Source organism: Antrihabitans stalactiti, from assembly GCF_012932915.1.
Taxonomy (GTDB): domain Bacteria; phylum Actinomycetota; class Actinomycetes; order Mycobacteriales; family Mycobacteriaceae; genus Antrihabitans; species Antrihabitans stalactiti.
Window position 1 is genome coordinate 928,048 of the sequence record NZ_VCQU01000001.1, and the last position, 22,995, is coordinate 951,042.

The 22,995-nt window shown below is 62.7% G+C and carries 24 protein-coding genes; 18 read left to right on the forward strand and 6 right to left on the reverse strand.

Features of this window, described 5'->3' with window-relative positions; genetic code table 11:
- The first annotated feature begins 15 nt into the window (after nucleotides 1-15).
- Genes FGL95_RS04435 through FGL95_RS04485 form a run of 11 tightly spaced genes read left to right on the forward strand, consistent with a single transcriptional unit; the run spans nucleotide 16 to nucleotide 10,692 of the window.
- Entirely contained in the window at nucleotides 16-792 is a 777-nt protein-coding gene (locus tag FGL95_RS04435) for a nuclear transport factor 2 family protein (protein WP_169584945.1), read from the forward strand.
- 42 nt (nucleotides 793-834) lie between these two features.
- Nucleotides 835-1,686, forward strand: coding sequence for an MlaE family ABC transporter permease (locus tag FGL95_RS04440; RefSeq protein ID WP_169584946.1), 852 nt, complete (start codon nucleotides 835-837; stop codon nucleotides 1,684-1,686).
- Nucleotides 1,683-2,552, forward strand: coding sequence for an ABC transporter permease (locus FGL95_RS04445; protein ID WP_169584947.1), 870 nt, complete (start codon nucleotides 1,683-1,685; stop codon nucleotides 2,550-2,552). Before FGL95_RS04440 ends, FGL95_RS04445 begins: the two co-directional genes overlap by 4 nt.
- A gap of 4 nt (nucleotides 2,553-2,556) precedes the next feature.
- On the forward strand, nucleotides 2,557-3,597 hold the full coding sequence (locus tag FGL95_RS04450) for an MlaD family protein (protein ID WP_169584948.1): 1,041 nt from the start codon (nucleotides 2,557-2,559) through the stop codon (nucleotides 3,595-3,597).
- Nucleotides 3,594-4,601, forward strand: coding sequence for an MlaD family protein (locus FGL95_RS04455; RefSeq protein WP_169584949.1), 1,008 nt, complete (start codon nucleotides 3,594-3,596; stop codon nucleotides 4,599-4,601). Before FGL95_RS04450 ends, FGL95_RS04455 begins: the two co-directional genes overlap by 4 nt.
- A complete protein-coding gene (locus FGL95_RS04460) occupies nucleotides 4,589-5,629 on the forward strand; it encodes an MlaD family protein (RefSeq protein WP_169584950.1) in 1,041 nt (346 codons plus the stop codon). Before FGL95_RS04455 ends, FGL95_RS04460 begins: the two co-directional genes overlap by 13 nt.
- A gap of 2 nt (nucleotides 5,630-5,631) precedes the next feature.
- Entirely contained in the window at nucleotides 5,632-6,735 is a 1,104-nt protein-coding gene (locus FGL95_RS04465; RefSeq protein ID WP_169584951.1) for an MlaD family protein, read from the forward strand.
- Nucleotides 6,732-7,778, forward strand: coding sequence for an MlaD family protein (locus FGL95_RS04470; RefSeq protein ID WP_169584952.1), 1,047 nt, complete (start codon nucleotides 6,732-6,734; stop codon nucleotides 7,776-7,778). Before FGL95_RS04465 ends, FGL95_RS04470 begins: the two co-directional genes overlap by 4 nt.
- Nucleotides 7,775-8,731 carry an MlaD family protein gene (locus tag FGL95_RS04475; RefSeq protein WP_169584953.1) on the forward strand — a complete coding sequence of 319 codons (957 nt, stop codon included), beginning with the start codon at nucleotides 7,775-7,777 and terminating at the stop codon, nucleotides 8,729-8,731. Before FGL95_RS04470 ends, FGL95_RS04475 begins: the two co-directional genes overlap by 4 nt.
- A gap of 33 nt (nucleotides 8,732-8,764) precedes the next feature.
- Entirely contained in the window at nucleotides 8,765-9,352 is a 588-nt protein-coding gene (locus tag FGL95_RS04480; protein ID WP_240962654.1) for a hypothetical protein, read from the forward strand.
- 11 nt (nucleotides 9,353-9,363) lie between these two features.
- Nucleotides 9,364-10,692 (forward strand): DUF445 domain-containing protein, encoded by a 1,329-nt coding sequence (locus FGL95_RS04485; protein WP_169584954.1) that lies wholly within the window; start codon nucleotides 9,364-9,366, stop codon nucleotides 10,690-10,692.
- A gap of 12 nt (nucleotides 10,693-10,704) precedes the next feature.
- Here the strand turns inward: FGL95_RS04485 and FGL95_RS04490 are convergent, their stop codons facing one another.
- Nucleotides 10,705-11,316 (reverse strand): TetR family transcriptional regulator, encoded by a 612-nt coding sequence (locus FGL95_RS04490; protein WP_169584955.1) that lies wholly within the window; start codon nucleotides 11,314-11,316, stop codon nucleotides 10,705-10,707.
- A gap of 70 nt (nucleotides 11,317-11,386) precedes the next feature.
- On the opposite strand from FGL95_RS04490, the gene FGL95_RS04495 reads away from it, so the two are divergent.
- From FGL95_RS04495 to FGL95_RS04510, 4 genes are all read left to right on the forward strand, one after another.
- A complete protein-coding gene (locus FGL95_RS04495; RefSeq protein WP_169584956.1) occupies nucleotides 11,387-11,890 on the forward strand; it encodes a VOC family protein in 504 nt (167 codons plus the stop codon).
- Entirely contained in the window at nucleotides 11,890-13,338 is a 1,449-nt protein-coding gene (locus tag FGL95_RS04500; RefSeq protein WP_169584957.1) for an FAD-binding protein, read from the forward strand. The genes FGL95_RS04495 and FGL95_RS04500 overlap by 1 nt, the downstream gene beginning before the upstream one ends.
- Nucleotides 13,335-14,204, forward strand: a complete 870-nt coding sequence (locus FGL95_RS04505) for a TIGR03619 family F420-dependent LLM class oxidoreductase (RefSeq protein ID WP_169584958.1) — start codon at nucleotides 13,335-13,337, stop codon at nucleotides 14,202-14,204. The genes FGL95_RS04500 and FGL95_RS04505 overlap by 4 nt, the downstream gene beginning before the upstream one ends.
- Before the next feature lie 83 nt (nucleotides 14,205-14,287).
- Nucleotides 14,288-14,776 carry a M23 family metallopeptidase gene (locus tag FGL95_RS04510; RefSeq protein WP_169584959.1) on the forward strand — a complete coding sequence of 163 codons (489 nt, stop codon included), beginning with the start codon at nucleotides 14,288-14,290 and terminating at the stop codon, nucleotides 14,774-14,776.
- On the opposite strand, the gene FGL95_RS04515 is transcribed toward FGL95_RS04510, so the two are convergent.
- Both FGL95_RS04515 and FGL95_RS04520 read right to left on the reverse strand, forming a co-directional pair.
- Entirely contained in the window at nucleotides 14,773-15,699 is a 927-nt protein-coding gene (locus FGL95_RS04515) for a tyrosine recombinase XerC (protein ID WP_169584960.1), read from the reverse strand. The genes FGL95_RS04510 and FGL95_RS04515 overlap by 4 nt on opposite strands.
- A 62-nt stretch (nucleotides 15,700-15,761) precedes the next feature.
- Entirely contained in the window at nucleotides 15,762-16,190 is a 429-nt protein-coding gene (locus FGL95_RS04520; protein WP_169584961.1) for a hypothetical protein, read from the reverse strand.
- Between the two features lie 120 nt (nucleotides 16,191-16,310).
- Here FGL95_RS04520 and FGL95_RS04525 point away from each other — a divergent pair, with 120 nt between their 5' ends.
- Both FGL95_RS04525 and FGL95_RS04530 read left to right on the forward strand, forming a co-directional pair.
- The gene (locus FGL95_RS04525) at nucleotides 16,311-17,366 is read left to right on the forward strand and encodes a hypothetical protein (RefSeq protein WP_169584962.1); all 1,056 of its coding nucleotides are present in this window, start codon (nucleotides 16,311-16,313) and stop codon (nucleotides 17,364-17,366) included.
- The gene (locus FGL95_RS04530; RefSeq protein WP_169584963.1) at nucleotides 17,363-18,346 is read left to right on the forward strand and encodes a hypothetical protein; all 984 of its coding nucleotides are present in this window, start codon (nucleotides 17,363-17,365) and stop codon (nucleotides 18,344-18,346) included. Before FGL95_RS04525 ends, FGL95_RS04530 begins: the two co-directional genes overlap by 4 nt.
- A gap of 39 nt (nucleotides 18,347-18,385) precedes the next feature.
- Here FGL95_RS04530 and FGL95_RS04535 read toward each other — a convergent pair whose 3' ends face one another.
- Complete coding sequence (locus tag FGL95_RS04535) at nucleotides 18,386-19,759, reverse strand: styrene monooxygenase/indole monooxygenase family protein (protein WP_169584964.1); 1,374 nt, start codon at nucleotides 19,757-19,759, stop codon at nucleotides 18,386-18,388.
- A 97-nt stretch (nucleotides 19,760-19,856) separates the two neighbouring features.
- Here FGL95_RS04535 and FGL95_RS04540 point away from each other — a divergent pair, with 97 nt between their 5' ends.
- Complete coding sequence (locus FGL95_RS04540) at nucleotides 19,857-20,318, forward strand: GAF domain-containing protein (protein WP_169584965.1); 462 nt, start codon at nucleotides 19,857-19,859, stop codon at nucleotides 20,316-20,318.
- 1 nt (nucleotide 20,319) lies between these two features.
- Here the strand turns inward: FGL95_RS04540 and FGL95_RS04545 are convergent, their stop codons facing one another.
- A complete protein-coding gene (locus FGL95_RS04545) occupies nucleotides 20,320-21,744 on the reverse strand; it encodes an LLM class flavin-dependent oxidoreductase (RefSeq protein ID WP_169584966.1) in 1,425 nt (474 codons plus the stop codon).
- Nucleotides 21,741-22,964, reverse strand: coding sequence for an acyl-CoA dehydrogenase family protein (locus tag FGL95_RS04550; RefSeq protein WP_169584967.1), 1,224 nt, complete (start codon nucleotides 22,962-22,964; stop codon nucleotides 21,741-21,743). Before FGL95_RS04550 ends, FGL95_RS04545 begins: the two co-directional genes overlap by 4 nt.
- Nucleotides 22,965-22,995 lie beyond the last annotated feature (31 nt).

Below are 22,995 nucleotides of genomic sequence, written 5' to 3' on the forward strand. Positions count from 1 at the left end.
CCAGAAAGGCAAACCATGAAGAACCTGTCCCACCTCGGACCTTCACCCGAACACGCGAAATACCAAGCGCTGCTTCCACAATTCTGGGACCGGGTGCGTCGTCAGGAAGAGACCGCACTCGCCGCCGGCGTCCCGGTGGATGGTCTGTACGCGTTCGCGAGGAAGTGGTTCGACGCCTGGTCGACGCAGAACATCGACCTCATCGCCGACTGCCTCACCGAAGACTGCGGCCACATCGACAGCTCGACATTCCAGCGCAACGTCGTCGGCGGAGCAGCAACCGTCGACAGTTGCCTCGCCAGCTTCGAAGTCTTTCCCGACTTCGCCTTCTATCCGCAGGACGGCAGCGTCAAATCGCTTCCCTACGTCGACTACTTCGAAGACACTCTGCGCCTGGTGATTCCGTGGCGCGGCGTCGGCCGCTGGACCGGACCGCTGCGGGTTCCTGGTGTCGATTCAGCGACGATGGCACCGACGGGCCGATGCCTGAATTTCATCGGAGTCGATCGGTACGTCATGCGTCGCGTCGACGGCGAATTGAAGATCGCGCACATCGACACGGACTGGGACATCGTGCTCGCCATGATTCAGCTCGCGCCGATCGCGCCGTCGAGCGTCAGCGAACGCGCAATCAAGATATCGGCGACACTCCAGCGAGCGGTCGTACCAATGCTCCGCATGCTGAGCCGCAATGCCACTCCCGACGGTGCGCGAATGATGTCGATCCCGCTCAACAACAAGCAGGCAGTCGTGACGCTCGAGGAAAAGCGTCTTGCGCTGGCGAATCGCTGAGCACGACGACGTGAAAATTCTCGACATCGGTGGTTGGTAGCAATGGTTCAGACACTCCCTGCTCCTGCAGTCCGTGAACCGTCCGCCGGGCAGATCATCAGGACGAATTTCTCCGACACCGTCGTGTCGAGCCTGAGGACTTTCGGCCGGTCGGTGAGCATGGCGCTCGAAGCGGTCGCCGGAGCGGTAAGCGACCTGGTCCGCGGGAAGTTCCAATGGCGCGAAATGTTCTTTCAGGCTTGGTATTTCATCGCGGTCACGGCATTTCCCGCCATTCTCATGGCGATTCCGTTCGGCGTCATCGTCTCGGTTCAGGTCGGCAACCTGATCCATCAACTAGGCGCGGACTCGCTGCTCGGGGCGACCGGCGGGCTCGGTGTCATCAAGCAAGGGGCGCCGATGGCCACCGGATTGCTGTTGGGCGGCGCTGGCGCCGCGGCGATCGCGGCCGATCTCGGTGCACGGACCGTCCGCGAGGAGATCGACGCACTGCGAGTGATGGGCATCAACCCGGTCCATCGGCTGGTGATACCGCGGATGGTCGCGATGATCCTGGTCGCTCCCCTGCTGAACATCCTCATGATCACCGTCGGCGTCCTCGCAGGTTACGGTGTCGCGATCGGCGCCCAAGGTGTCACGTCCGGAAGCTACTGGTTGACGTTCGGATCGTTCACCGTGGCGGCCGATATCTTTGTCTCCCTTGGCAAATCTGTTCTCTTTGGTTTCCTGGTGGTAATCGTTGCCTGCCAACGCGGCCTCGAGGCCAAGGGCGGTCCCCGCGGAGTCGCGGACGGTGTGAATGCAGCGGTCGTGTTGTCCGTGGTGGCCATCGTGTTGGTGAACTTGCTGATTACCCAAGTCACCTCCATGTTCATGCCGGTGAGGTTGGCATGACAGCGACGAAGTACGAAGGCCCAACCGGTCTGCGTTGGCTGTATCGCGTCGGCCGAGCTCGCGGCAAAGCCGTCGCCCCCTTCGAGACAACGGGTTTCGTCCTGAGCTTCATCTGGGAGGTAGTTCGCTCGATTCCGTTGACGCTGACCCACTATCGGTCGCAGACGATGCGTGCGATCACCGACATGACGTGGGGAAGGGGGTCGATCATAGTCGGCGGTGGCACCGTGCCGATGCTGATGGTGCTGGGTTTCGCGATGGGCGCGGGGATCGGTATCGAGGCCTTCGCGACCCTCGACATGCTCGGCATGGGACCGCTGACCGGGATCGTTTCCTCGTTCGCCAATACCCGGGAGCTCGCCCCGATCGCCGCGGGAATCGGGTTCGCGGCCCAAGCAGGCTGCCGAATGACGGCGGAGATCGGTTCGATGCGAATCTCCGAAGAGATCGATGCCTTGGAAGCTCTCGGTCTACGGTCGATTCCGTTCGTTGTCACGACACGAGTGATCGCAGGCGCGATCGCGATCGTCCCTACCTTCCTTATTGCATTGATACTCGGCTACGCGTCGTGCGGCGGAGTCATCGTGCTGTTGCACGGCCAGTCCAGCGGAACCTACGACCACTACTTCGACCAGTTCGTAAGCGGCTGGGACATCAGCGCCGCGGTGATCAAGGTGCTGGTGTTCGGCACCGCAGTGATTCTGATCCATTGCTACCAAGGGTTTTTCGCGACCGGCGGCCCTGAAGGCGTCGGAATTGCCTCCGGGCGAGCGGTCCGCGCAAGCTTCGTCGCGATCATCGGCCTCGACATGGTGCTGAGCATCCTGCTCTGGGGCTTCAACTCCCCCATCGAATTCACGGGATAGCGCCATGCCGAACTATGGGATGCCCGGTGTTGCAATCACAAATCGCGGATCGCAGATGGTCGGGTTCGTCGCATTCGGCGTCGCTGTCCTCGTGACCGCAGTCTGGCTCGGCTACAACCACTTTCGTGAAGACGACCACATGCACGTCGCTGTGCTTACCGAGACGATCGGTGCAGGAATCGGTGCGGGAACGACAGTTGCTCTCAACGGAGTGAAGGTCGGCTCCGTGACGAGTGTCGACAGCGAACAACACGGGACGCAGCGAATCACCCTCGCACTGGACCGATCTCGGCTCTTCGGACTGACCGATCGCCTGACCGTCGACTACGCACCCGCCAACCTCTTCGGAATCAGTGAAGTCGAATTGAAGCCCGCCCCAGGCGGATCGACACTGGTCGACGGCACGGAAATCGACCTGACTGGCACACGCGGAAATCGGGTGACCGATGCGACGATGGGCGCCCTGATGCGGTCGTTGACGCAGACCACCGACAAGGTGCTCACTCCACAGTTCACCGACCTGATCACCGAGGCCGGGACCAACCTCGAAGCGTTCACACCGATGCTGGAAGCAATCGTCTCGCTGACAAGAACGATCGCCGACACACAGCGTTTCCCGTCGTCGTTTTTGATCGAGCAATACGCGTCCGCGGTCGCGGGATTCGCACCTATGGGCGGTGGCGTCCTCGATTTCATCGAATATCTCGACCGACTAGAAATCTTGCGCACACAACCAGAACTCTTCGACTCGATAGTCAACATGCTTGTGCACCAACTACTTCCCGAAGTCACCACCCTTGGTTACACCTTGCAACAGCATTTCGCTGGTTACGCGGACGTGCTTACACCGCTCCTCGCCGCGTCTGCACAGTCGGTGCCGACCCCCGCCGTGTCGAGCGCACAGTTACGTGAACTTCTCAGCCGTCTCGACCGGTCGTTCACCGACACCCCCGACGGGCCGATGCTCGACCTGGAACTCACCTTGCGCGGCGTACCCGCGGTCGCAGTCCCGCTTCTCGGGCTCACCCCAGGCGGTGTGCGATGAAACCGATCATCGGCGTGCTCTTGCGCCTCGCCGTGTTCACCGCCGCCATGCTCGTGCTGCTGACAGTCACCGTCGCAGCGGTTCGACGCCCGGTAACCGGCGACACCAGCACCTTCACCGCGATCTTCACCGATGCGAACGGTCTGAAAACCAACGACGACGTTCGAATGTTCGGAGTTCAGGTCGGCAAGGTCGAGTCCGTCAGCCTTCGTGACAATCAAGCCCAGGTCAGGCTCACGGTGCAGCGGGCGCACCCCATCTACGCCGCAACGACTTTTGCGATTCGCTATCAGACGTTGGCAGGTCAGCGCTACGTCGACATCCGGCAGCCGGAGAAGCCCGCGGGCGAATTGCGGTCCGGAGACACGATCGGCACGGACCGTACGATCCCTTCGTTCGACATCACGACGTTGTTCAACGGACTCGAACCGGTGCTTGCCGAATTCTCGCCGAGCGCGCTGAATCGGTTCACCGAAAGCATGCTGGCGATCATCGACGGCGACAGTTCTGGGGTAGGTCCGGCGCTCGATGAGATCTCGAAGTTGAGCACCTACGTCACCGACCGACAGTCAGTCATCTCCACCCTGGTACACAATCTCGATGAGATCTCCCAGCAGCTGACCGGCCGGTCAGCGCAGGCGATCACCCTGCTTTCGGGCGTCACGAACGTCTTCTCGTCGCTGGCGCAGAAGGTCGAGGGGCTGATCGACTTCGCGGTGACCGCTCCACCGGTGTTCGAGCCGATCGACAGCATCGCCGCAACTCTCGGCTTGACACCCGGTACGAACTCCGATTTCGACAACGCCGTTCGCGCAGCATTTCCCGATCCTGACACTGCGATAGAGGTCCTCGGGCGGTTGCCCGGGCTCCTCCAATCACTGAACGCGCTACTCCCGATTGCGGTTTCGGGCCTGGACCTCAATTGCGCCAACGGTGCAGCCGTCGTGCCCAGCAGTCTGCAAATCCTGCTCGCCGGTCAGCGGGTGGCGATATGCAATCGATGAAGCCACAACGGCCACGGCGTCGATTCGGCACAAACAAGCCCATCCCCAACGCCGCCGAGACCAAGCGTCGCGAGTTGCGAATGGGAATCGTCGGAGCAGCCCTGGTCGCGGCACTGCTCGCTGCGGCCGGTCTGTTCTATGTTCTCCCACTTGGGAAATCGACCTACATCGCCCATATGTCCGAAGCCGGAGCGATCAAGGCGGGCGACAACGTGCGCATCGCGGGAATCCCCGTAGGCGAGGTGAAGTCTGTCGAACTGGACTCGGACACAGTCACGATGAAGTTCACAGTCGACGACGACGTATTCATCGGGGATGCAACAACTCTCGACATCAAAATGCTTACCGCCGCGGGCGGCCACTATCTCGCCGTGACTCCCTCGGGCACAAAACCGTTGGGGTCCAAGCCGATCCCGGCCGATCACGTCCATTTGCCGTACAGCCTCATGCGGGCGTTTCAGGATGCGGCAACCCCGATCGCCGAGGTCGACGGAAACACTTTCCGCCAGAATTTGGCCTCGCTCGAAGCATCGCTCACAACAAGTCCCGACGGCCTCCGGGAGATCGGACGTGCGATGGATTCGTTCGTGGACGTCTTGGACCGACAGAACAAGGACATTTCCGACACACTGGCACTCGCCGACGAATATCTCACGATGGTCAATAGCACGAAATCGCTTGTGGGTGATTTGATCCGCAAAATCAGCTCGCTCGAGACCACGATGGAAGACAAGCGGGAAGAAATTCGTTCATCGCTCGCTCTCATCGCGCGGCTCTTGTCCCGCATCGCCGCCCTCGAGCCGTCCTATCAGCAGACCCTGCGACCGCTGGTGGAGAAGTTCGGCGAGGCGATACCCGAGTTGCAACGCCTCGGCGAGCGGCTCGATGGCGTGCTGGCAAATGTCGCTGGCATCGGTCGATCGTTGCAAGCAATGATCACGCCGCAAGGCGTTGTCGCGGTTGATCAGTCAGCTGCGACTGTCGAGTTACCGCAGTTGTGCATTCCGCTCCCCGGACGGGCGTGCTGAGAATGAAACGACTTCTCGCCACCCGGGGTTTCATGTCGATCGTCGGCGTGCTGGCGGTGATCGCAGCCGTGGTTGTCGCCTATGTCATCGTCTTCGAGCCTGGAAAGAAGATGATCAGCTACTGCGCGATCATGCCCGACGCGATCGGCCTCTACACCGGCAACCACGTCACGATCCGCGGAATTGCAGTGGGGACCGTGAGCAGCATCGAGCCGCAAGGGACATCGATGCGAGTCGAATTCGCCGTCGATGCTACCCACCCATTACGCGGCGACGTGTCTGCGACGACCGTCTCCGATACCTTGGTCGCCGACCGTGACCTGGCGATCCTGTCCGGAACCAGCTCTGGCGCGGAATGGAATCCCCAGCAATGTGTGACGGACACGCTGACCCCGAAGAGCATGACCGAGACGCTGCGCGCGATCCAGAAGATCACCGGCGAACTCGGCGGCAGCAGTGATCCCGCCGAGCAGGACCGAATCCGAGGCGGGGTCGCCGCCATCGCCGACGCAACGTCGGGTACCGGTCCGCGGCTGAACGCGATGATCACCAAACTCGGTGCGGCCATGAAATCGCCGGATGCGGCTGTCGGCCACGTCGGTGAGCTGATCACCGCCCTAAGTTCGTTGAGTGCGAGTGTCTCGACCAACTGGGCCGACATCAAGGACTTCCTGCCCCGGTTGGACGACCTCTTCACCCAGGTCAACACCGATGTGTGGCTGCCGGTCATCGACGTCGTCAATTCCTTGCGAGTGATCCTGCCGTGGTTCAACGACATCACTCGCGAATTCGGCGGACCCATACTCGGCGGGCTCGATGCAACCATCCCTTTCATCCGCTTCGTTGGCGCCAACGTCGGCACCCTGCAGGAAATCATCAACATGATCCCGCCCATCGTCACCGCATTCACCCACTCCGTCGATCCGACCAGCGGCAGACCCGCCCTCAGCTACGCACCACCGAAAGTTGCACTGACACAACAGGATGCACAGCAAGTGTGCACGGCCGTCAATGTGTTGACACCCGGCCGCTGCGCAACGGCGACCAACGGTATGACCGATATCGACCTGATCCCGCTCGTACTCGGACTGGCAGGCGCGCGATGAGGGCAGCAACCGTGTTCGCAATGGTGCTCGGGGCGATCCTCTCGCTCGGTGGCTGCGGCTTCGACCCGGCGTCCATCCCGGTGCCGGGTAGTTCAGTGCCGGGTCCCAGCTACCCGGTCCATATCCAGTTCACGAACGCGTTGAACCTGCCGGCCAAAGCGAAGGTCATGGCCAACGGTATCCGCGTCGGCACCCTCGATAAGGTCACAATCGTCAATCCCGGCCTCGACGGTGGCGGCTACATCGTCGCCGACGTCGACATCGCCGAAACGGTGCCGCTACCGACGAAAACCATTGCGCAACTACAACAAAGCACCATCCTCGGCGACCTGTACATCGGGCTGATCACCCCACCCGACGGGTTCGACAAGACCATCCCGGCGGACGGGACGATCCCGCTGAGCCAAACGAGGCCGGCCCTGCAGATCGAAGACACGATGGCGGGGATGGCGACCTTCGTTCAAGGCGGCGTGGTGCACGAGTTCCAAGAAATCGTGAACCGCATGAACGCGGTACTGCCGGCGGACCCGAAGGAGACAGAGCGGATCTTCGGGACACTCACAACAGATCTCACCGACGTCGCCAACCACCTGGACCAGGTTTCGCAATTCGGCCGCGCCACCGAGGACCTTGTCGCGCTGTTACGCGAGCGAGGCGACACCGTGAGCAACCTACTCACCGAAGAGACCGCGAACCATGTGGTTTCGGCGGCCGGCTCACTGGTCGAGGCGGTCGGCGTACTCGGCGAAATCGGCAAGATCGCGCATGCGCTGGAATGGATCGCCCCACTCGTCACTGCCGGCGATGCCGCCGCAGCCGCATTCGTGCCGTTGATTTTCACGTCGAGACCATTCGATCTCTCCGCTCCGTCGAACCTGAACGCACTTGTCGCTCTGATCCGCGATCGGATCATTCCGTTCGTCGAACGCGGGCCGAAAGTGAACGTCGTCGGCATCGACACCGGAAATGCGCCGTCGGTGCCTCCCACCGAACAGGTCGACCGCATCGTCGGGACCCTGCGGATGATCGGAGCAGTCCGATGAAACCGAGTTCTGCCCTTTCCCTCTCAGCGATCGCCACCGTGTTCGTTGTCGGCAGCGCTTACCTGACTTTCGATGTAGTACACGTCGATTGGTTCAAGAACTACACGACCGCCACGATGACGCTCCCGAATTCCGGCGGCCTGGTCCCACGCTCTCCCGTACTGCTTTCCGGCCTGCGTGTCGGCGAAGTGACCACTGTGGAGAACACCGAAACTGGCGTCGAGGTGGCGTTCCGAGTCTCCGACGACTATCGGATTCCGGTGGCGAGTGAAGTCTCGATCGAGATCCTGTCTGCACTGGGCGAGCCCTATGTCGAGTTCAAGCCCGTGCGCGACGATGGGCGGTTCCTCGAGAACGGTCAACACATCGACACCGCAGCAATTCAAGTGCCGCTGTCGATTCCGGAGATGGCCCGCACCGTCACCGACCTGCTCGGCCAACTCGACCCCGACGCGGTCTCGTCCATCGTCGACACTTTCACGCAGGCGTTGTCGGGCACAGCTTCAGTGGTGCCCACCCTCGCCAGATCGACGAGCCTGCTCGCGGCCACCCTGCTCAGCCGCACCCCCCAGATAAACAGTGCGCTCATAGACATGCAGACCATCGCCTCGGACATGGAGTGGGTCGGCCCGTCGCTCACGGACGCCGCGCCGACGTGGACCGAGATGGGCCGCCTCATCGACAAGGTCGTCGCCGCTTTCGCAGAACTTGCGCGTACTCCTGGCATGCCGGACAGCTACACCGAGGGCACCGGACTGCTGCCGTTCCTGCAAAGCCTGTCAGCGTGGATCGACCGCGTCGGCCCAGACCTGGCGCCTTTGGTCCCAGTCCTGCAACCCCTTGCCGCCGAGGCGGAAACCTCGCTGGGACGGATCGATCTCAGTGCACTCATCGCGCAAGCACTCGACGCCACCGGTGACTCCGCGTTGCACCTCTACGTCAACGTCAATTGACGCGACCTACCTCGAAAGATATTGGAGCACAACATGACACTCGAAATGCAAGATTCCAAGACGGCAGACGACGATGCCACCTCCCCGGCCGCGCGCGACCGGACGATCTCGCTGCGACTGTCGACCGTCCTGACTGCGCTGATTGCGACGGCACTCGTCGTCATCGCATGTGTTCTGGCGTGGCAGCTGCACACTGCGAACGCGGATGCGCGCGCAAGAGATGCCGCCACAGCTGACAACCAACGCGCCGAGCAAATCGCCACCGACTATGCCCTCGGCGCGTCCACCATCGACTTCAAGGACTTCCCCACCTGGCTCGGCAAACTCAAAGCCAACACGGCGCCGACGCTGTCGAACAAATTCGACGCCACCGCGCCGAAACTGCAGGAAATCCTGACACCGTTGCAGTGGACCTCGACGGCCACGCCCATCGCGGCGAAAGTTATGTCCGAGAACGGTGGCCTCTACCAAGTCGACGTGTTTCTCAACGTGACGTCCACCAGCGCGCAGACACCACAAGGTGGCCAGACGACGGTCACCTACAACATCACGATCGATACGAATGCCGATTGGAAGATCACCGACGTCGGCGGGATGGCCGGCGCACTACCGGTCAAGTAACAGACATATCGATGATCGACGTCGTCGCTCTCCGAAACTGGTCGGAGATCACCGCAGACTTCCAACTCAACTGGTACGTGTATCTCTCGATGCCGCTCATCGCAGCATTCATTGGATACACCACGAAGTTGCTCGCAATCGAGATGATCTTTCGGCCGCTGAATTTCCGCGGCGTCAGGCTTGGGCCGATCCCGCTCGGTTGGCAGGGTGTTCTCCCGGCGATGGCGGGAAGGATCGCAGCGATCGCCGTCGATGTACTCGTGCCCAAGGTCATCGATCCGCGCGAACTGGCCGACAAGCTCGATATGGGCCGGTTGATCACCGACCTGCGTGGACCGCTCAACGCTGTCGTCGAGGAGATGGTCGACGACATTGCTCGCGAAATTCAACCGGCATTGTGGGAGATGATGCCGGCGGAAGCCCGTCGACTCGTCAGTGCCCGCGTACTGGCCGAAGCACCCAAATACCTCGACCGGATGATGGCCGACGTCAAACGCGACTTCGAGGAAGTCGTCGACATCAAGGACGTTGTCGTCACCGCATTGACCCGGGACAAGGCGCTCCTCGTCCGCCTGGTCCGCAAGATCTCTGCGCCAGAATTTCGCTTCATGGCCAACTCGGGCATCTACTTCGGCGCTGCGATCGGCGTCATCCAAATGCTTTGCTGGGCAGTAGTTCACGACCCGATCATCATGCCGATATTCGGCCTCGCCTGCGGCTTTGTGACCGACTGGATTGCGCTGAACATGATCTTTCGTCCACATAATCCGAGGAAGTTCTTCGGCGTATTCGAATTCCAGGGCCTCTTCATCAAGCGACGTCGGGAAATAGCGCGCGACTACGCCGGTTTGATCGCCGACGAGATCCTGACGCCCGCGAACGTACTCGAAATCGTTCTCGCGGGCCCCACGTCGAACAATCTCTTCCTGATGGTCCAGCGTCACGTCGCCACTGCAATCGACGAACAGCTCAGCATCGCCAAACCACTTGCGGTCCTCGCCGTCGGCGGATTGCAATTGCGCAACCCGCTCAAAGCTCTCGATATTCTGCAGGTCGGTAGCGAAGAATTCCAGAAGATGAAAGTGCTTGTCGCGCAGAAGGCGTTCGACATGGCACCGCAGTCGATCAAGCACGTCGAGCAGTACGCCACGGATGTGATCGACGTGAAAACCAGCGTTCTGGCGAAGCTCGACAACCTCACCAACGAAGAATTCGAACACTTGCTACGTCCGATCATCAAGGAGCAAGAACCGATCGTCATCGCCTGCGGCGCCCTGCTCGGATTCGCTGTCGGCGAGCTACAGGTCCTGTTCGTCGAGGCGGTGTCGCGACTGCCGTGACATCGGGGGCCGTCAGCGCTGCGGCACCATCAGCATTCCTACGAGCATGTCGACGATCTCCCTGGCCAACACGTCACGACCGGCCGCATCGACGTCGGACATCTCGCCTTCGAAATCGGCCAGCAGGGCGAACATTGCGGTCGTCATCGATCCGAGTCGCTTTCGCCGAACCTCTGGACCGAGGTGGCGCAGCGAGCGCTCCAACCGCGTGATGATGATGCGAGCAGCGACCCAACTTTCGGTGTCGAGTCGCGTCGGATCGATGACTGCGGGGTGCCTGCGGGTCTGTTCGAGAAAACGCGCGTAGTGGGTCGCGCCATCGCGGTAGGGGACGTCGAGCAGCGGGGCGACGAGCATTGTCACGAAGGCCGCCGGGTCCGTACTTGCGCCATTCGCCTCGTCTTCGGCCAGCAGCTCGAGCCGCGCTCGCTCCAATGCGACCATGCGTCGCTCGACGATCGCTTCGATCAACCCGTCGCGCGAGCCGAAGTGGTACTGCACGGCGGAATTGTTTCGTTGACCTGCCGCTGCCGCGACGTCTCGCAACGGGACATCGATTCCGTGCTCAGCGATCATTCGCTCGGCCGCGGCGAGTAACAGCGACCGAGTATCCGAACCGTCCACAGGCGGAGTCTAGCCCCACATTAAGGCACTGACATTGACTCTTTAAGACGGCGTGCTTAATGTCGGACCTGTGAGCATCGTCGCCGGACCGATCTACCAGGTCGCGTGGGTCGTCGAAGACATCGAGACGTCCGAGCGGGTGTTCACCGAGCAACTGGGCGTAATGCGATGGAATCGAATGCCCAACGTTGCGTTTACACCCGAGACGGCGAGCTATCGCGGCCAACCTGCCGACTACGTCATTCACGTCTCTCTCGGCTACCTCGGCGACCAGCAAATCGAGCTGATCCAACCCGTATCCGGCACCAACCTGTACACCGAGTTTCTCGACCGCAACGGTGGCGGCGGGCTGCACCACACGGCGTGGCTGGTCGACAACCTCGTCGAGACGCTGAAAATTGCTGCTGCAGCAGATATTCCCGTGAACCAGCAGGGCGACTTCGGCGAAGAGATGAAATTTGCCTACCTCGACTTCAGCGCCGGTGGCGCCCCCTACGTCGAACTGATGCAACTCGGGCCGAACATGCGCGCGTTCTTCGATTCGATGTGCGCCGCGTCGAAGGCGAGCGTGTGATGGATGCGTCGATACCTCAGGTGCTTTCGCTCGATGACGTCGACGCGTGGACCGACTCCGCCGACGTTGTCGTCGCCGGGATGGGAATGGCGGGGTGTTGCGCGGCGATCGACGCCGTCGGCGCCGGTGCAGACGTCCTGGTGCTCGAAAAGGCCGGTGCCGCAGGCGGAACGACAGCGCTGGCGGCGGGTCAGGTCTATCTCGGCGGCGGAACGCCCACGCAGGTCGCAACGGGCCACAACGACACCGTCGACGCGATGTTCGCCTATCTCGAGGCCGTGACACCCGATCCGGATCTCGACAAGATCCGCCTCTACTGCGAGCAGAGCGTGGAGCATTTCGGGTGGCTCGAAGCTCAGGGCGTGAAGTTCGAGCGGACCTACTACGCAGGCAAGGCCGTGTTCCAGCCCGGGACCGAGGGCGTCATGTACACGGGTAACGAGAAAGTCTGGCCGTTCCGCGACAAAGCCGCACCTGCACCGCGTGGCCACAAAGTCGCCGCGCCCGCGGAGACCGGCGGTCGCGAGGCCATCCGCGCGCTGACCGAGCGCATCGAAGCACTCAGCGCGCGAGTGCAATACGACACCGGAGTCGTCGCACTGGTCATGGACGAAGGACGCGTTATCGGCGTTCGGACGAACTCGTTCGGTGCAGTCGCACATGTGCGCGCCCGGCGCGGTGTCGTCCTCGCGGCGGGCGGCTATGTAATGAACAAGGCGATGCTCGCGCAATACACGCCGCAACTGTCCGGCGGCTTCATCGAACTCGGCACGCCGAACGACGATGGCCTGGGAAGTCGGTTGGGCCAGTCGGCGGGTGGCGTGCCGATACACATGGACGGCGCCTTCATCAGCGCACCGTTCTACCCGCCTGGTTCGCTCCTCAAGGGGATCATCGTCAACAAGCACGGCAAACGATTCGTCGCGGAAGATTCCTATCACGGTCGGACCGGCGGTTACGTTGTGCAGCAACCGGATCGCGTCGCATATCTGATCATCGACGAACCCAACTTCGGTAGGCCGGAGATTCCGTTGACACCCTTCATAGATGGGTGGGACACGATCGCCGAACTCGAACATGGCTTGAACCTTGCTGCCGGTTCGGTTCAGACGACCCTGGACGAGTACAACAAGTACGCCGCCGACGGCGACGATCCCGAGTTCCACAAGCACCCGGATTGGGTCGCCCCGCTCGAGCAGGGCCCATGGGCCGCTTTTGATTTGACGATCGGCAAGGCGATGTACGTCGGCTTCACGCTCGGCGGCCTGACCACGTCGATCGACGCAGAGGTGCTGGACGCTGCAGGCGTCGCGATTCCGGGACTGTTCGCCGCAGGCGCGTGTGCGTCGAACATCGCTCAGGACAGCACCGGCTACTCGAGCGGAACATGCATCGGGGAAAGCTCGTTCTTCGGGCGCCGAGCAGGACGAAAGGCAGCAACAGCATGAAATTCACCATGTCGATCGCGATGAGCCCGCTCGACGAGCTGACCGAGTTGGCGAGAACTGCTGAGGAGAACGGGTTTTCCTCCGTCGCTTTGCCGGACTCGATCCTCTATCCCGAAAATCCCACCGGCACGTACATGTACACCGCTGATGGAAACCGGTTCTGGAACGAAGGCACACCCTGGGTGGATCCGTTCATCGCGGCGGCGGCAATGGCGTCGGTCACCACGCACCTGCGCTTCTACACCCAGGTGCTCAAGCTCAATCCGCGGAACCCGGTATTGCTTGCACGACAACTACAGTCGGTGGCCTGGATGACGAACAACCGCTTCGGTCTCGGCGTCGGCCTCGGTTGGATGCTGGAGGAATCCGAATGGTGCGGTGCGCCGTTCGACAATCGCGGCAAACGATGCGAGGAGTCGATCGAGATCTTTCGGCTCATCCTCGGTGGCGGAATGGTCGAATACCACGGCGAGTTCTATTCGTTCGACAAAATGTTGATGAGCCCTGCCCCGACCGAACCGATGCCGATCTACTACGGCAGCCACACCGAACCCGGACTGCGCCGCGCCGCCAGGATGTGCGACGGCTGGACGTCGGCGATGATCAAGTTCGACGAATTGCAGAGCGTCATCGAGCGACTGGACGCGCTGCGCGCCGACTACGGTCGCAGCGACGTGCCTTTCGAGATTCAGGCCGTCTGCGTCGACCGATTCGGTCTCGACGGGTACCGCGATCAGGCCGCGATCGGCGTCACCGACGCAGTCGTCGTGCCATGGCTCTTCTACGGCGTCGGCTTCGACGGCACACTGGAAGCGAAGAAGGACGGGATCAAGCGGTTCGCGGACGACATCATCGCGAAGCTGTGATCAGGCCTGTGGATAAGTAGAAAGTTATCCACATTCACTGAACCTCGTTCCCGCCGTGCACTTTTCTGCGCCAGAGTCGTGTGATGCGATGGATTTGGACGGTGGTTGCAATGGTGTGCGTCGTGCTGGTCGCCGTGCCTGCCGACGCTGCAACGAGCGAATACGACTGGCCGCTGCAACCCCGGCCCAGCGTGGTCCGTCGGTTCGACAAGCCAAGTCACAACTGGCTTCCCGGGCATCGCGGCGTCGATCTGGCAGGAAGCCCTGGTCAGTCCGTGCTGTCGGCTGGAGCAGGCGTCGTCGTGTTCACCGGTGACGTCGCGGGCAAACCCGTTGTGTCCGTGGACCACCCTGGTGGCTTGCGAACGACCTACGAGCCGGTCGAGGCGTCCGTCGAAGTCGGACGTCGGGTCGAGCGGGGCGCTGTCATCGGCACGCTGCAAGCCGGCCACCTCGGCTGCCCGGTCGCGGCATGTCTGCATTGGGGATTACGAAGGGGCCGAGACTATCTCGATCCGCTCGGGCTCATCCACGCCGTGCCCATACGGCTGAAGCCGGTCGCGCCTCCCTAAGCTCTCGGGTGGGCTTGATCGTGGACCGCGCGCAACCGCGCCACCGATACGTGGGTGTAGAGCTGGGTAGTCGCCATGCTCGCGTGGCCCAGGAGTTCTTGGACAACGCGTAAGTCAGCACCACCTTCGAGCAAATGCGTTGCCGCAGAGTGGCGTAACCCGTGCGGTCCGATGTCGGGTGCACCGGGTATGGCCGACATAGTCTCGTGCACAACGGTCCGGGCCTGCCGCTGATCGAGTCGCTTGCCGCGCCGGCCAAGGAGTAGCGCCTTTCCCGATTCTTCGTTGGCGATTTCAGGTCTGCCATGCCGCACCCACAGCTCGACTGCCTCGGCAGCGGGTCGACCGAACGGCACGGACCGTTCCTTGTTGCCCTTGCCGATCACGCGGACGAGTTGCCGGTCGCGATCGACGTCGTCGAGGTCGAGGCCACATAGCTCGCCGACCCGGATGCCGGTGGAGTACAGCAACTCGACAATGAGCCGGTCGCGAAGCGCCAGCGGGTCGTGTTGTGCGGCACCGGATTCTGCGGCATCCATCGCCTCTGCCGCTTGCTTCTGCCGCAGCACCTGGGGCAAGGTCCGGCGAGCTTTCGCCGAGGCCAAGCGCGTGCCGGGATCGGTCGGGATGCGCTCGGTCCGTAGCAGCCACGCAGTGAAGGTTCGCGCCGACGACGTGCGCCGAGCCATCGTGGTCCGCGCGGCTCCCGCATTCGACTGCTTCGCCAGCCACGACCGCAGCAAGCGGAGGTCGATATCGGTCAGCTGTGCGTCGGGCGACTGCGTCGTCAGATGGGTAAGCAACGAAGACGCGTCGGTCACGTAAGCGCGAATCGTGTGCTCGGAACGCCCGCGTTCGAGCCGAAGGTGCTCCGCGTAGGCGTCGAGATGCGCCACCAATCGGTCCGGCAGCTCGGTTTCCATACGCCCACAGTCGCTGTCAGGCGGCCCGAGCGCAACGAGCCGCGCCGATCGGCGTTGCCCTATCAGCCGTAGGTCGGCCGAAAGTCCCCAGAAATCGGTCCGGCGTCGACATGAACGAGAGTCGTTTGCGCGCCTGCGCGAGCATTCTCGTCGCCGACCAGACAGTGACCGTTCAGCGATACCGGCTTATCCGGCAACGCGGCGTGAATTGCGCCCTGGATCTCGAGAGTCCGACCGGCAGGAAGCACGGCCGCGATCACGTTGTGCAGCCACGGCGAGAGGTAGGGGTAGACCTCGATCTGGTTTGCCGTCACCTCCGGAGCCGGAACTTGGATCGGGCTGAATGCCGGTGTCACGTCGGCGCCCTTCTCCTCGCCGGCGACCCACTGACCGTTCGGCGGCACCGCGTAGTCGATCGTGTCAGCCTGCGCGAGGGTTGTGCTGCCGAGCGACGCGAGCAACGCAATTCCGGCTACAGTCGCAATTCGCATAAGACAATCCTTCCGGCGACGGCCATGGCACGAAAGAATTTCGATCATCGCGACTGCAAGGCCGCCCCAAGGGTTTTCCAAGGTCGGCCAGTATTGTTGGTGCCTGGGGGGGTGGGGTTCATGGGGAAATCGCTGCGTGTGGCAGTGGGAGCAGTCGTCGGAGCAGCAATGCTGTCCGCATGCTCGGTCGGCGGGCATGCGCGCCCAACTGCGAACGTGCCGTCCGATCCAGCTGTGCTGAACACCCACGGATTCGACCTCGACGCGAAGGAAAAGGCCCAGGTCGAACTAACCCAGCAGATCCTCCGGACCGACCCGTGCGCGTTGCTCGACACCACGGCAGTCACCAAAGTCGGAGACGTCAAGACACTGGGACCGGAATACGACTTGTCCAGTTGTTCAGCGCGTTTCACTCGGTCGGGAACGAAATCGTATTCGTCGTCGAGCGTGATAGTGGAGGTCGACCTGCTCGGACCGTCGCAGTCCGATACTCCGACGACGCTGGACGGCATTTCCGTGCTCATCGACACTTTCGCGACCCAGCCCAACGGACGCGGCGGCTGCGGCTACTACCTCCCGCTCCCGCTGCCCGTTCCTGCCGTGCTAGCCGACGCCAGTATCGAGCCTTTCCTTTCCGTGCAGGTGCGGGAGTACGGCGAGGAACAGGACTCGTGTCCGCTTGCTGCGGATCTGATTCGATCGGCGAACACGACGCTGAAAAGGGGCCTGCCGCAACACGACACGGTCAAGGCGAAGTCGTCGCTGCTGGGCCACAGCCCATGCGAAGTCATCGACATCGCGCCTTTGTCGCCTGAGGTGAAAACCTGGGACATCAGCACCTACTCCCCGTACTCGTGCAGCTTCTCGACTGGCGACATCGATACCCGGACGACGGTCCGATTCGTCACCAAGCTGGTGCTCGAACGCAGTTCGGACAGCTCCGACCCTGAGCCGATCGAAAAGGACGGGCGGCAGTTGGTCATCGACAAGAGCGGCAGCTCGTGCGGGGTGACTGCATACTTCAAGCGCACGTTCGACAACGTCTATCCCGGATCGAAAGACCCGCCGACCGGGAGCGAAATCTACGAATATCAGTCGGCTGTCGCCGTCGATTCGCCGCAATGTGATTACGCGCAACAACTTGCGCTCGACGCGGCGAGGAGGTTCGACGCATGAGAATGCGCAACTGGTCGGTCGCGGCGGTCCTGCTGCTTGCGGGATGCTCCAGCGTCGTCGGAACTCCAAAACCGACCATCGAGACTTTCGGGCTCACCCTCGACCAGAAGACGGTCAGCGAACTCGAAATCGCCTCGGAACTGCGTGAACTCGATCCGTGCGCACTCGTCGACCCAGACGTTGCGACCAAACTCGGCGAGCTCCGGCTCGAGCCCGCGCCGCTCTACGACCTTGCAGACTGCACGGTCGCCGTCGGCTCCAACCCCGCCCCACTCAACAACACCCTGATCCGCTTGAGCTTCGACACGTCGACCTATCTCGATGAGGAGGACAAGGAAAAGGTCCGCGGTGCCACGGTCTACAAGGGCCATTCGACCAGCACGGATTGCTCCTATGCCTTTCCGATCGAGCTGCCGCTGAAAGAGCATTACAAACCCGCCAGCGGGCACAAGTCGAAACCCGTCATCTCGGCGTCGGTCAGCGACGCGGTCGGCGTCGATCCGTGCGACATCGCGCGGCAAATTTTGAAGAAGCCGATCGACTACGCGAAGTCCCTTCCCGCTCGCGACCCCGCGGATCCCTGGACGAGACTTGCGAACGCGCACCCCTGCGCGGTGGCCCGAGTCCTGCCGCATGCGGTCGGTGCCACGACCGTCGAATCGAACAGCCCCTTCGAATGCACCATCGATCATGAGACGAACGAGCGGGCCGTCTGGTTCGGATCCAGGAGGAAAGCGGACTCCACCGGCACCGGCTTCACCGTGGTGCACAAAGACGGCTTCGAATTGAACGTCGTCGACAACCACGACACCGATGGCACCTGTGTCGCCTTCTACTCGACCGACGACGAGATCGACCTCAACCTGCCAGGCAAGGACAGAACAGAGGACGGCATCGTCTACCCCACCATCAGGGTCAACGCGAAATGTGACGAGATCGCCGACTTCGCGGCCAACGTCATCCGAGCCGCCGGCTTCTAGGCCAGCTACCCGTGGGTCCGGGTAGCTGGCCAAGCCGTATCAGACCAGCGCGGGAGCGAACGTGGAGCGTTCGAACCTGCCTGCGGGTGTAAAGCGTGCCAACAACTCGGCCGGGTCCTGTCCGGTGACCTGCGCGATGTACGCGCCGGCATCCTCGACGGAATTGATACCGAGGAACGGCTGCGGCCGATGCAGCAAGCCGACCAGCGCGGCGGCGAACTTCGGATCGACTGCGGCCGTCGCAAAGAACTGGCCGCCGATGTCGGCGAATGCGGGATCGCTCAGGAACAGGCGGGTGACCTTGTTCGCTGCGTCGGACCGTGCAGCGAGGAACGACGAGTACTGCTCCGCCAACCATGCCTCGTCGAATGCGCCGTCGTGGACTGCCGCGGCCGCCACGAGGCGTTGCGCTTGGATGAGGCCACTCTGCGCACCCTGCCCGGCGATCGGGTCGTATGCCACCGACGTATCGCCGAGCGAGCCGACGACGTGACCGCTCGCAGTGTGGCCGATGCCCGCGCGGACGACGGGCTTGACGGCGCCCTTCAACCACGAGTGCGGATCCTCGGTGATGACCTCGGTGGCCTCCACCTCGGGCAGGTCCCAGTCGATGTAATCGCGGTACAAATCCTTGACGATGTTCAGCGCGGACTCGGCGGAATCGGCTGCGTCGAAACGGGTTTCCCAGTCGCTGCCCGGCCGCGCCCAACCGAGGAATGCCCAGGTGGGACCGGCGTCCTTGTGCAGGTACGGCCCCCACCACGCTTCACCCTGCTCGGCGAAGATGGAGAAGAGGCTGTGCGCGCCGCCCGCGGGGCTGCGGTGCGCGAAGACGCCCTCGTCGAAGCCGAGGCCCTTGACCGTGACGGTCAGCAGCTTGCGCTGCGGGGCGTCGTAGACGGTGCGGTCGGTGTCGATGGCGAAGAGGTCGGACAACCCGGCGCGACCCGTGGCGACGAGCGTCAGGTCGTTGGCTGCCGCGATGCCGTCCAGCGACTCGGGCGTGACGGGCTCGACGACGAACTTGCCACCGCGCTCGAGGAAGGCCGTGAGCCGCTCGTCAGCCTTGAGGCGAGTATCGACCGCGACACCGACATAGCCGTCGAAGTTGCCGTCGAAGCCGATCAGTTCGGCGTTCGCTTCGCCTGCAATGCGAACGCTCAAACCGGAGTGGCGAGGGGCACGCGCGGTGTAGGTGTCGAGGCCCAGCGCGACCTCGGCCTGCTGTGTTTCACCGAACTCGAGCGCGGTTCCCGTGGCGGGCACATCGTTGCGTAACGATCGCTGGTCGCGGTCGCTGTAGAGGGTGACCTCGAATCCGGCGTCGAGGAGGCCGAAAGCAGCGGTCACACCGGTCTGGCCGGCGCCGATCACTGCGGCTTTGCGGGTGGATGGGGTGTTCTGTGTTGTCATACTTCGAATTGTTGCTGCGCCGTGGGTGTTTCAGCAGAGTTCCGATCACCGCGAATCGATGCCGTGCCGACGGTTGCCAACTGCATAGGATTGCAGCATGTCCGAACAGTATCGTGAGCTCAGCGAACAGGCGGAGGCCTTGGTTGTCGGCGAATCCGACCGAATTGCCAACGCCGCGAACATCTCTGCGCTTCTATTCAACGCGTTGCAGGACGTCAACTGGGTCGGCTTCTATTTCTACGACGGACGCGAACTGGTCGTCGGCCCGTTTCAGGGCAAGCCCGCATGCGTCCGAATCGCACTCGGTCGAGGGGTATGCGGGACAGCTGCGACGACGCGGCAAACGCAGCTCGTCCCGGACGTTCACGCATTCGACGGACATATTGCGTGCGACGCGGACAGCCGATCGGAAATCGTTGTCCCACTTGTGCATGCGGGCGAGCTGATCGGCGTGCTGGACCTCGACAGCCCGCTGCCGGGCCGATTCGACGAGACGGATCGAGCCGGTTTGGAAGCGATCGCCGAGATATACCTTCGAACCCTCGGCGATCGCTCCTGACTCAGACAGTTACCACACTCGCGCGTACTTCGGAGTCCGGCAACGCGGTCGAGCCTGGCGCACCGAGCCGGTAGTTCGCGCCGCGATGGCTCGCCGGTAGGCGATCCCCCGCATCGAGTAGCTTGTTGCGGAGCGTGCCGGGCGCGTACTCGGAGGCGTAGACGCCGCGTTCGGTGAGCACCGGAACAATATGCGTGACAATGTCTTCGAACGATCCGGGCGTGATCGCGTACGCGAGATTGAAGCCATCGAGGTCGGTCGCCTCGACCCAGTCCTGCAGTTCATCGGCGACTGTGACGCCGGACCCGACGAACACCGGACCCATCCCGCCGATTCCAGCCCAACGTCCGATATCGCGCACGGTCCACTCGCGACCGTCGTCGTCGAACTCCTGGAACGCGGCGACAGCGGACTGGATCGCGTTGCTCTCGACCTGCCCGATCGGATCGTCCAAGTCGTAGCGAGACAGGTCGATCCCCATCCAGCCTGACATGAACACGAGGCCACCTTCGACGCTCGCGTAGGACAGGTATTCCTCGTGTTTGCGCCTGGCGGCGTCGTCTGTCGCGTCGGTCACGATGGTGGCCAAGGCGTAGATCCGCGCCGAATATCGGCCTCGACCTGCGGCTTCCAACGCGTCACGGATGCGCGACACAGTCTGCGCGAGGATCCGCTTGGACGGCCCCGCAACAAAGATCGCCTCAGCGTTCTCCGCAGCGAACTTCACGCCGCGAGTCGACGCGCCTGCCTGATAGATCGTCGGCGTGCGCTGCGGCGACGGCTCGGACAAGTGGACGCCCGGAACGGTGAAATGCGTTCCCTGGTGGCCGATGTGGTGAACCTTGGCCGGATCGACATAGATGCCGTTCTCCGCATCACGGACGACAGCGTCGTCCTCCCACGATCCTTCCCACAGTTTGTACAGCACCTCGAGGTACTCATCAGCGTGGTCGTAGCGGGTGTCGTGATCGAGCTGATCATCGGCGCCGAAATTCCGTGCCGCCGAGGGCAGATAGCCGGTCACGACGTTCCAGCCGATACGTCCTTTCGTCAGATGGTCGAGCGTCGACAGCCGACGAGCAAACGGATACGGATGTTCGAAGCCGGTGCCGGTCGTGATGCCGAAGCCGAGGTTCTCGGTTACTGCCGCCATCGCCGATACGAGGAGCAGCGGGTCGGCGACCGGAATCTGCGCGCCCTGGCGCAACGCTGCGACGTCGTCGCCGCCGTAGACGTCGTACGTGCCGAGCACGTCCGCGATGAAGATCCCATCGAATCGACCGTGCTCCAACAGCTTTGCGAGTTCGGTCCAGTAGTCGAGATCCTTGTAGCGATGCGACTGGTCGTCGGGGTGGCGCCACAGGCCCGGTGATTGATGTGCGACACAGTTCATGTCGAACGCGTTGAACCGGATTCGGCGGGTCATCGGGTGGATTCCTGCGTGGTCTTGCGTTCTCCTGCACTCCAGGCGAAGGGGAGGTCCGTGCCGTTCAGCAGGTAGTCACCGATCGAGCGCGCCTTGAAGATCGCAGGGTTGTGCACCGAGATCGTGCGGGCGTTGCGCCAGTGGCGATCCAGACGCAGTCGCTCCGACACGATCGAGGCACCCCCGAGTTCGAAGAGTTGGGTGGTCGCGGCGAGGACAGTGTCGATGATGCTCAACTGCGCTTGCCCGGCAGCCAGTTCTGCTGCGACGAGCAGCTTTTCGTCCTTCGCATCACCAGCGAGCACCTGGTCGAGAACATCGGCAACCGCCAGCACGCTTGCCCGCGCGGCGAAGGTCGCGGCGGAAAGCCGGCCGATGACCTGCTGAACCAGTGGATCCTGCCGTGGCAGGTCGGCGGCGGCGTGGGTGTAGGTCCGGGTGCGGGCGGCGACGTATTCGCGAGCATCGCGCTCGGCGCGCTGGGCAATACCCGCCAACACGGCGAGCTGGAAGAGCTGCAGGTAGGAGGTCGAATACGTCGCGCCCGGACCGCCGTAGCCGGGCCCGAGGATGCGGTCCTCGGTGACGGCGACGTCGGTGAATTCGGTTGTGCCACTGGCAGTCAGTCGTTGACCGAAGCCGTCCCAGTCGTCGTGTTGCCGGACCCCGTCGGCGTTCGCATCGACCAGAACGCCGAGGCGCTCCCCGTCACGATCCGCGGCGACCAAGATGTGGTCCGCATACAGCGAGCCGGTGCTGTAGTACTTCACACCGTTGAGCGCCCACTCCTCCCCAGCCTTGGTGAGCGTAGTGCGATACCGGTCCACTGCGCCGACTCCGGGTTCGGTGATCGCATTGCCGACCAGCGTGCCCTCGCTGACCGCACTCAGCCAACCGTCACGCGCCGAACCGTGTTCGGCGAGCAGCTGATCTTCGACGAACACGAAGTGCACGCGAAGGGCCTGCGGGAGGTTGGATTCCGCCGCCGCGAGATCGATGAGCAGGCGAAAGAGTTGCCGCACACTGACGCCGTAGCCGCCGTGCTCGACGGGAACGCGCAGCGCGCCGAACTTCGCATCCTTCAACCAGCCGACCTCGTCGTACGGGAGCCTGCGGTCGATTTCGCGCTCGACGGCGCCGGCTGCGATTCGCTCGAAGATCGGCGCAAAGATCTCATCCAGTTCGGTGTCGGACACAAGCTTCGGGGCAGTCGATGTCATGGTTCGAATCGTCGCCCACTCTGCCGCCTCA